Source organism: Burkholderia sp. E168m23, assembly GCF_016586125.1.
GTDB lineage: Bacteria > Pseudomonadota > Gammaproteobacteria > Burkholderiales > Burkholderiaceae > Burkholderia > Burkholderia orbicola.
The window spans coordinates 1-7,683 of record NZ_BCPP01000258.1 but is presented as its reverse complement, the minus strand read 5'-3'; the positions used below and the strand labels follow the sequence as shown (position 1 = coordinate 7,683).

Here is a 7,683-nt window from a genome sequence, read left to right as displayed (position 1 = left end):
GATCGGCCCGAACGGCGAATTCACCGGCTGGCCGCCCGCGTACGGCGTATGGTCGGCCGCGTCGTGACACGCGGCGCAATCGCCGGCGAGCGCGAGGTAGCGGCCGCGCGCGAGCGTCGCGGCGTCGGCGCTCGCGGCAGCCGCGGCGATTACCGGGCGGCGGGCGGTCGAAGCGGAAGCCGCATCGGGCGGCGGGGTGGACGCCGCGGACGATGTCGAATCCGCCACCAACGCGCCCCGGTCGCGTGACAGCCGCCGGTCGTCCTTCACGCGCGCGGACATCGACGCACCGGCCTCGGCCGCCGATGCTCCGATCCGCACGAACCGCCAGCCCGACGCGGGCTCGGGCGCTTCCGCCGCCGACGCGGCGTCGGCTGCATTGCCGGGTGCGGCTGTGTTGTCGTCCTGCCGCATCTCGCATCCGCAGAGCGCGACGCATACCGCGAATGCGACGCCCGCGCGGCGGCCCGGAAATCGGAACGGAAACAAAGCGAACGAGATCAGCGCCATGGACTGCAAGGCCCCACGAAAGCGGTGACGATCCCCGTGAACACCAGACCGATCACGAAGCCGAGCGCGGCGAGCATCCCGCAGCGCGCGAGAAAGCGCGTACTGTCGTCGCGCGTCGCGGCGGGCGCGTCGCCATCGTGCCGGTGCCGCCACGCGCGCGCGAGCCATGTCGCGCACCCGGCGGCCAGCGCGAATGCCCCCGCGGCGATCAGCGCGAGCCACACGCCGACGTGCGCCCAGCGCGGCACGGCCTGCGCGACGCCGAGCGGATAGCACGCGGTGGACGCGAGCGTCTCCGACACCAGCATCTGCGCGAACCACAGCGCGGGCGCGCCGACGAGGCCGGCCGCGATCGCGAGCAGCGGGGTCCACGCGCGTCGGGCGTCGTTCATCCCGTGCTCCTCAGCCAGAAGGGCGATACGTACAGCGCGGTGAAGATGAACAGCCACACGACGTCGACGAAGTGCCAGTAGAGCCCGCCGATCGTCAGCGCGACGCGCCGTCCGCGGCCGAAGAAACCGGCGGCGGTCCACCCGGCGAGCAGCGCGAGGATCGCGAGACCGGCCACGACGTGCGCGAGGTGGAACCCGGTGATCGTGAAGTAGAGGCTGCCGTACAGATGTGCGGTCGGGCCGTACGGATGGTCGCGCCATTCATGCAGCTGAACCAGCGCGAACGCGGTGCCGAGCACCAGCGCGACGACGAGCATCGCGACCGCGCGTGCCGGCCTGTCGGCCCGCACCGCGCGCTCCGCGAGCCACACGAACACGCTGCTCGACAGCAGCACGACCGTGTTGGCGGCCGCGAGCCAGATCTTCGGCATGCCTTCGGGCGGCCACGGCGCGGACCACTGCGACTGCAGGTAGAAGTAGCAGAACAGCAGGTAGCCGAACAGCCCGGCCTCGGTCACGATCAGCGTGAGCACGCCCCACCAGCCGCCCGCGCGTTCGCCGCAACTGCCGACCGGCAGCGGTTCGATGCACGCGGCCGGCGCCCCCGGCGGCACCGTCGCCGACGGCGGTTCGTCCGGATGAAGCCCGGTGGCCGCGGCGGGCGCCAGCGTGTCGGCGCGGGCCGGCAGGCGCGCGCGTTGTCCGAGTTCGCGGCGCGGCCACAGCCACGCGGCGGTGGCGATCGTGCAACCGGCGACGGCCATGCAGACGAGCGTCGGCGAGCGCGCGAGCATTGCCGCGAACACGGCGGTCGCGAGCAGCGCGAGCACGAACGGCACGCAACTGTCTTCGGGCATCTTCAGGATCGCGCTCGGCGCGGCGGCGAGCGGCGTGACCGCGAGCGCCTCGCGCCCGTCCGCGAGCCGGTAGCCGACCCGCAGGCTGGTGCGGGTTGGATCGTCGCGCGTTTCCCACAGCGGATGCCGCGACGCGACGAGCGGCAGCACCGCGAAGTTGTACACGGGCGTCGGCGACGCGACGGACCATTCGAGGCCGGCCGCGCCCCACGGGTTGTCGCCGGCACGCACGCCGCGCCGCGCGCTCACCAGCGCGTTGACGACGAACATCACGATGCCGATCCCGAACACGAACGAGCCGATCGTCGTCAGCAGGTTCGACGTGTCCCAGCCCATCCCGGATGGATAGGTATAGATCCGGCGCGGCATCCCGAGCAGCCCGGAGATGTGCATCGGGAAGAAGCCGAGATTGAAGCCGACCAGCACGACCCAGAACGTCAGCTTTCCGAACCGCTCGTGCATCATCCGCCCGGTGAACTTCGGGAACCAGTACGCGACGCCGCCGAGCACCGGGAACACGTTGATGCCGAGCAGCACGTAATGCAGGTGCGCGACGACGAAGTACGTATCGGTGAGCTGCCAGTCGAGCGGCACGGCCGCGGTCATCACGCCCGACACGCCGCCGATCACGAACATCAGCACGAAACCCGCGAAATACAGGAACGGCGTGCGGAACACCGGGCGCCCGGTCCAGATCGTCGCGATCCATGCGAACACAGCGACCGCGCTCGGGATCGAGATCAGCATGCTCGCGGCGCCGAAGAACGCGAGCGCGAGCGGCGCGATGCCCGTCGCGAACATGTGGTGGACCCACACCTCGAAGCCGATCAGCATCGTCGCCACGGTCGACACCGCGACGGCCTCGTACGCGACGAGCGGCCGCCGGCAGAAGGTCGGCAGCGCATCCGACACGATCCCCATCGCCGGCAGCACGACCACGTAGACCCACGGATGCGCGAACATCCAGAACAGGTGCTGCCACAGCAGCGGCCGGCCGCCATGCGCGACGTCGAAGAAATGCGTGCCGGCATTGCGGTCGAGCCACAGCAGCAGGAACGCGAGGCTCACCGACGGCACCGCGACCAGGTTCGCGACCGACGCGGTCAGCGTGCCCCACACGATGATCGGCAGCCGGTCGATCGACATGCCATGCGCGCGCATCCGCAGCAGCGTGACGACGAAGTTCGCGGCGCCGCCGGTCGTCGAGATGCCGAGCAGGATCATCCCGAGCGCGTAGATGTCGATGTTTGCGCCGGCGCTGTAGTCGAGCGACGTGAGCGGCACGTAGTTGAACCAGCCGCCGTCCGGCACCGCGCCGAGCGGAAAGCTCGCGTACAGGAACAGCCCGGCGAACAGGAACGACCAGTACGAGAACGCGTTCAGCCGCGGAAACGCCATGTCACGCGAGCCGAGCATCAGCGGCCACAGGTAGTTCGCGAAGCCGGACAGCACCGGCAGTGCGTACAGGAAGATCATCGTGACGCCGTGCATCGTGAACAGCGAATCGTATTGCGCAGGCGTGAGCACGGTCGCGTTCGGCCGCGCGAGCTGGATGCGCATCACGAGCGCCTCGACGCCGCCGAGCAGCAGGAACACGAACGCGGTGACGATGTAGCGCAACCCGATGCGCTTGTGATCGACGGTGCCGAGCCAGCCGCGCCAGCCGGGTTCCGATTCCCACAGCTCGGCCAGCACGCGCTCGTGCGCGGAGCCGGGCGGTGCTTCACCGAGATCGGGTACGCGGCTGAGCGGGGCGGGCGTGTCGCGGGCAATGGCCATCGGCGTCCTCGGTTCAGTGCAGCGTCGCGAGATACGCGGCGAGATCGTCGGCATCGCGCGGCGCGAGCGCGATCGACGGCATCAGCGACTGCGGCTTGACCTGCTGCGCATGCGCGATCCAGCGGCGCAGGTTGTCGGGGGTGTTGTCGAGCGTGCCGGCCGCGAGCAGCCGGCGCGTGCCGACGTGCGTGAGATCGGGGCCCGCGTCGCCCGCGGCATCGGTACCGCGCACCGCGTGGCAGCCCGCGCAGCGTGCGGCGAATACGCGCTGGCCGCGGCGTTCGGTGCCGGTGCCCGCTGCGGGCGCCGGGGCCGGTTGGCGCTGCGCGGCGAGCCACGCATGAAACGCGGCAGGCGGCTCGGCCACGACTTCGAACGCCATGTGCGCATGCTGCGCGCCGCAGTATTGCGAGCACTGGCCGCGATAGATGCCCGGCCGGTCTGCCTGCAGCCATTGACGATTGGTCTGGCCGGGAATCGTCTGGGTCTTGCCGGCGAGTTGCGGCACCCAGAACGCGTGGATCACGTCGGCGCTCTTCAGTTCGATCGCGACGGGCTCGCCCACCGGAATATGAATCTCGTTCGCCGTGACGAAGCCCGGGCCGTCCGCATCGTCCGGATAACGCACGGCCCACCACCAGTCCTGCGCGGTCACGGTGATCGTCAGCGCGGGCGGACGCGGCGGCGCCGCGACCGCACCCAGCACGCGCAGCATGTACACGAGCGCGCCGAACAGCAGCAGGATCGAGATCGCGGTGCCGACGGTCACGATCGTCAGCCCGCTGCCGTAGCCGCCGCCCGCCTGTGCGCGACGACGAAACAGCGCGATCAGCAGCAGCACGGCGATCGCGACGCAGACGAACGTGCACAGCGCGAGCAGCGCCCAGCCGAGCACGAAGACCGGCTGGGCGGCGGGGCCGGCCGCGTGCACGACGTACGCGAGGGGCAGCGGCGCGGCAGGGTTGCCGGGCGTCGCAGGCTCGGCGGCCGCGCGCGCCACGAGCGGCGCGACTGCCCATGCGAACGGTGCGATGCGTGTAATACGACGCGTTTTCCTGGACGGCGGAACGAGCAACACGACTCCTTGCCGCATTCGGCGGCATGACGACAGCCGTTCGCGGCAGAGCAAATTTCGTGCACGCGCGGCGCCCACGTAGGCAGCCGTGCGGGGGCGGGATGGCGTGCGCAACGGCCGGCGCGTTACAGCTGCCTTGTAAATTGAGTGGCGCGTTTTTACGCGCGCGTCTGGCTGGCGGAAGGTCGTTTGCTGTGCCGATCAAGTTCCGGAACGACGCGACAGCGACAGCGGCGGCGTGCCGGCCATCATCGCAAAACGGCCGAACCGACCGCGAACGTCGCGCCGTCCCGGGGGCTTACGATTCGCCTTTCCCGTCCTTGCTGCCCTTGCCGGCCTTGTCGCCGTGGTCGCCCGGCAGCACGGCCGACAACACCTGCCGCGCGGTCTCGACGATCACGTTACCCTCGCGCGGGTCGCCTTTCACCAGCGTTTCGGCGAAATGTTTCGCTTGCTGCAGCGTCACGTGCGGCGGCAGCGGCGGCACCTCGGGGTCGCTCTTCACTTCGAGCACGACCGGCCGGTCGGACGCGAGAGCTTCGTCCCACGCGGCGCCGAGCTGTTCCGGATCGTCGACGTAGATGCCCTTGAGGCCGAGCAGCGTCGCGAAGCGGTAGTACGGCACGTTCGGGATCTGCTGCGACGCGTCGAACTTCGGGTCGCCTTCCATCACGCGCTGCTCCCACGTGACCTGGTTCAGGTCCTCGTTGTTCAGCACCATGCAGATCCAGCGCGGGTCGGGCCACTGGCGCCAGTATTTAGCGACGGTGATCAGCTCGGCCATGTTGTTCATCTGCATCGCGCCGTCGCCGACCATCGCGATCACAGGGCGCACCGGGTACGCGAATTTCGCGGCGATCGCGTAGGGCACCGCGGCGCCCATCGACGCGAGGCCGCCGGACAACGAACCCATCATCCCGCGCCGCATCATCAGGTCGCGTGCATACCAGTTCGCGCAGGAGCCCGAATCGCTCGTCAGGATCACGTCGTCGGGCAGGCGCGGCGACAGCTCGGTAAACGCGCGCTGCGGATTCACGCCGCGCCCGGCGCTGGCCTTCGCGGCCGCGCGCGCCGCGAGCGTGTCGTGCCAGTCATGGTTCCATTTCGCGATCCGGTCGCGCCACACGGTGTCGCGCCGCTCGTTCAGCAGCGGCAGCAGCGCGCGCAGCGTCTCGGCGCTGTCGCCGACGAGGTTGACCTCCATCGGGTAACGCAAGCTCAGCATGTCGGCCTTCAGGTCGATCTGCACGCCGCGCGCCTGGCCTTCCTTCGGCAGGAATTCCGAATACGGAAAACCCGAGCCGACGACCAGCAGCGTGTCGCATTCGGTCATCAGTTCGTAGCTCGGCTTGGTGCCGAGCAGCCCGATCGAGCCGGTGACCCACGGCAAGTCGTCCGGCAGCGCGGCCTTGCCGAGCAGCGCTTTCGCGGCGCCCGCGCCGAGCCGGTCGGCCACCGCGATCACCTCGTCGGTCGCCTTCAGCGCGCCGGCACCCACCAGCATCGCGACTTTCGACCCCGCGTTGAGCACGTCGGCCGCGCGCCGCAGGTCGTCCGCATACGGCACGACTTTCGGCGCGGTGTAGCCGACGCCCGAATGTACGGTGCCGTGCGCACGCTTCGGCGGCGCGTAATCGAGCTCCTGCAGGTCGTTCGGCAGCACGAGCGCGGTGACCGTGCGCGCGCCGAGCGCGGTGCGCACCGCGCGGTCGACCAGATGGCGCACCTGGCCCGGCACCGTCGCAAGCTGAACGAATGCGCCTGCAACATCTTTGAAAAGCGCCGGAAGATCCACCTCCTGCTGATAGTGGCCGCCGAGCGCCGCGCTTGCTGGCCGACGATCGCGAGCACCGGCATGTGATCGAGCCGCGCGTCGTACAGGCCCGTCACGAGGTGCGCGGCGCCGGGGCCCGACGTCGCGACGCATACGCCGAGCTCGCCTGTAAATTTTGCATGCGCGGACGCCATGAAGGCTGCCATCTCCTCGTGGCGCGCCTGGATGAATTCGATCTTGCCGTCCGCACGGTTCAGCGCGCCGAAAAAGCCGTTGATGCCGTCGCCCGGGTAGCCGTAGATGCGGCGCACGCCCCAGTCGTACAGTCGCTCGACGATGAAATCCGCCACTGTCGCCATGCCGTTTCTCCTTGGTTCGGGATGAGCCGATGGGAGGCAGCCGCGCAAGGCACATGCCGCGCCGCGTGCGTCGGGCACGGCGGTTGCACGCCGCATCCGCAAGCAAAAAAAGCAAGCTGACCGGAGCGCGGCGACGGCACGTTCCATCGCGCCGGCGATCGACGACGTGTGCGCTCGCGCGCACCGTGTGCCGACCGCCCGGCCCGCAGCCGCATGCGGATGCGCGCTGGCAGTGAATCGCATGGCGCGACTATCGCCGGCACCCGCCGTCACGCGTCCGGACGAGCAAGACCGCACACGCGAACCATTCACTTTCCTAGCGAGGAGGGGGCATGCCTGCCTTCAACCGATCATTCCTGCGCCGCTGTGCCGCCTGCGCACTGCTGGCCGCGTGCGCGTCGGCGCTGCCCGCGGCAGCCCAGTTGCGCCCACCCAATCCAGCCAGCGTGCCCGACACGTCCACGCAGGCGTTCAAGCGCGCCGACCGAAAAATGATGGAAGCGATGGAGAGCGCGCCGTACACCGGCGACGCCGATCGCGATTTCGTCTCACACATGGCGCCGCATCACCAGGGCGCGATCGACATGGCGCAGGTCGAGCTCAAATACGGCAAGGACCCGACGCTGCGGCAGCTCGCGAGCCGGATCGTCGCCGCGCAGCGCGACGAGATCGCGCTGATGGAGCGCTGGCAGAAGGAGCGCGGCAAAACGCCGTGAGCCGCGATGCGAGACGGCGATACGCAGCCGGCTGTATCGATGGTTCGGCATCCGATGAGTGGCGATACCGGACACGTGCCGAGGCGATGGCCGTGCGTCCTATCGGCTGCGAAAGGAGGCGCGATGCATGGACGGTGAGCACGAGACGGCAGGCCGTTCGATCGACAGCGTCGCCGACTACATGGCCGCGATCGGCGCGCAGCGGCAGACGATGGCGCTGC

Annotated in this window: 4 protein-coding genes and 2 pseudogenes; 1 reads left to right on the top strand and 5 read right to left on the bottom strand. The window is 69.8% G+C overall.

Annotated elements, in window-relative coordinates:
* The 5 genes and pseudogenes from JMF90_RS15300 to JMF90_RS15280 all read right to left on the bottom strand — a co-directional run.
* Nucleotides 1-510 (bottom strand): annotated as a pseudogene (locus JMF90_RS15300) (cytochrome c); the annotation flags it as partial.
* On the bottom strand, nucleotides 501-902 hold the full coding sequence (locus JMF90_RS15295) for a hypothetical protein (protein ID WP_011695019.1): 402 nt from the start codon (nucleotides 900-902) through the stop codon (nucleotides 501-503). The pseudogene JMF90_RS15300 and the gene JMF90_RS15295, both read right to left, overlap by 10 nt.
* Nucleotides 899-3,538: a cytochrome c oxidase subunit I gene (gene ctaD / locus JMF90_RS15290; protein WP_077179779.1), complete on the bottom strand. Its 2,640-nt coding sequence runs from the start codon at nucleotides 3,536-3,538 to the stop codon at nucleotides 899-901. The genes JMF90_RS15295 and ctaD overlap by 4 nt, the downstream gene beginning before the upstream one ends.
* A 13-nt stretch (nucleotides 3,539-3,551) precedes the next feature.
* A complete protein-coding gene (coxB, locus tag JMF90_RS15285) occupies nucleotides 3,552-4,613 on the bottom strand; it encodes a cytochrome c oxidase subunit II (RefSeq protein WP_077179832.1) in 1,062 nt (353 codons plus the stop codon).
* Nucleotides 4,614-4,911: 298 nt separating this feature from the next.
* Nucleotides 4,912-6,746: pseudogene (locus tag JMF90_RS15280) on the bottom strand (thiamine pyrophosphate-requiring protein).
* A 332-nt stretch (nucleotides 6,747-7,078) separates the two neighbouring features.
* On the opposite strand from JMF90_RS15280, the gene JMF90_RS15275 reads away from it, so the two are divergent.
* A complete protein-coding gene (locus JMF90_RS15275) occupies nucleotides 7,079-7,462 on the top strand; it encodes a DUF305 domain-containing protein (RefSeq protein WP_011545496.1) in 384 nt (127 codons plus the stop codon).
* Nucleotides 7,463-7,683: the final 221 nt, after the last annotated feature.

What these genes read in the sequence shown, in the direction of transcription:
- JMF90_RS15295 (WP_011695019.1), bottom strand. Translation starts at nt 902, where the DNA reads ATGAACGACGCCCGACGCGCGTGGACCCCGCTGCTCGCGATCGCGGCC.
- ctaD (WP_077179779.1), bottom strand. Translation starts at nt 3,538, where the DNA reads ATGGCCATTGCCCGCGACACGCCCGCCCCGCTCAGCCGCGTACCCGAT.
- JMF90_RS15275 (WP_011545496.1), top strand. Translation starts at nt 7,079, where the DNA reads ATGCCTGCCTTCAACCGATCATTCCTGCGCCGCTGTGCCGCCTGCGCA.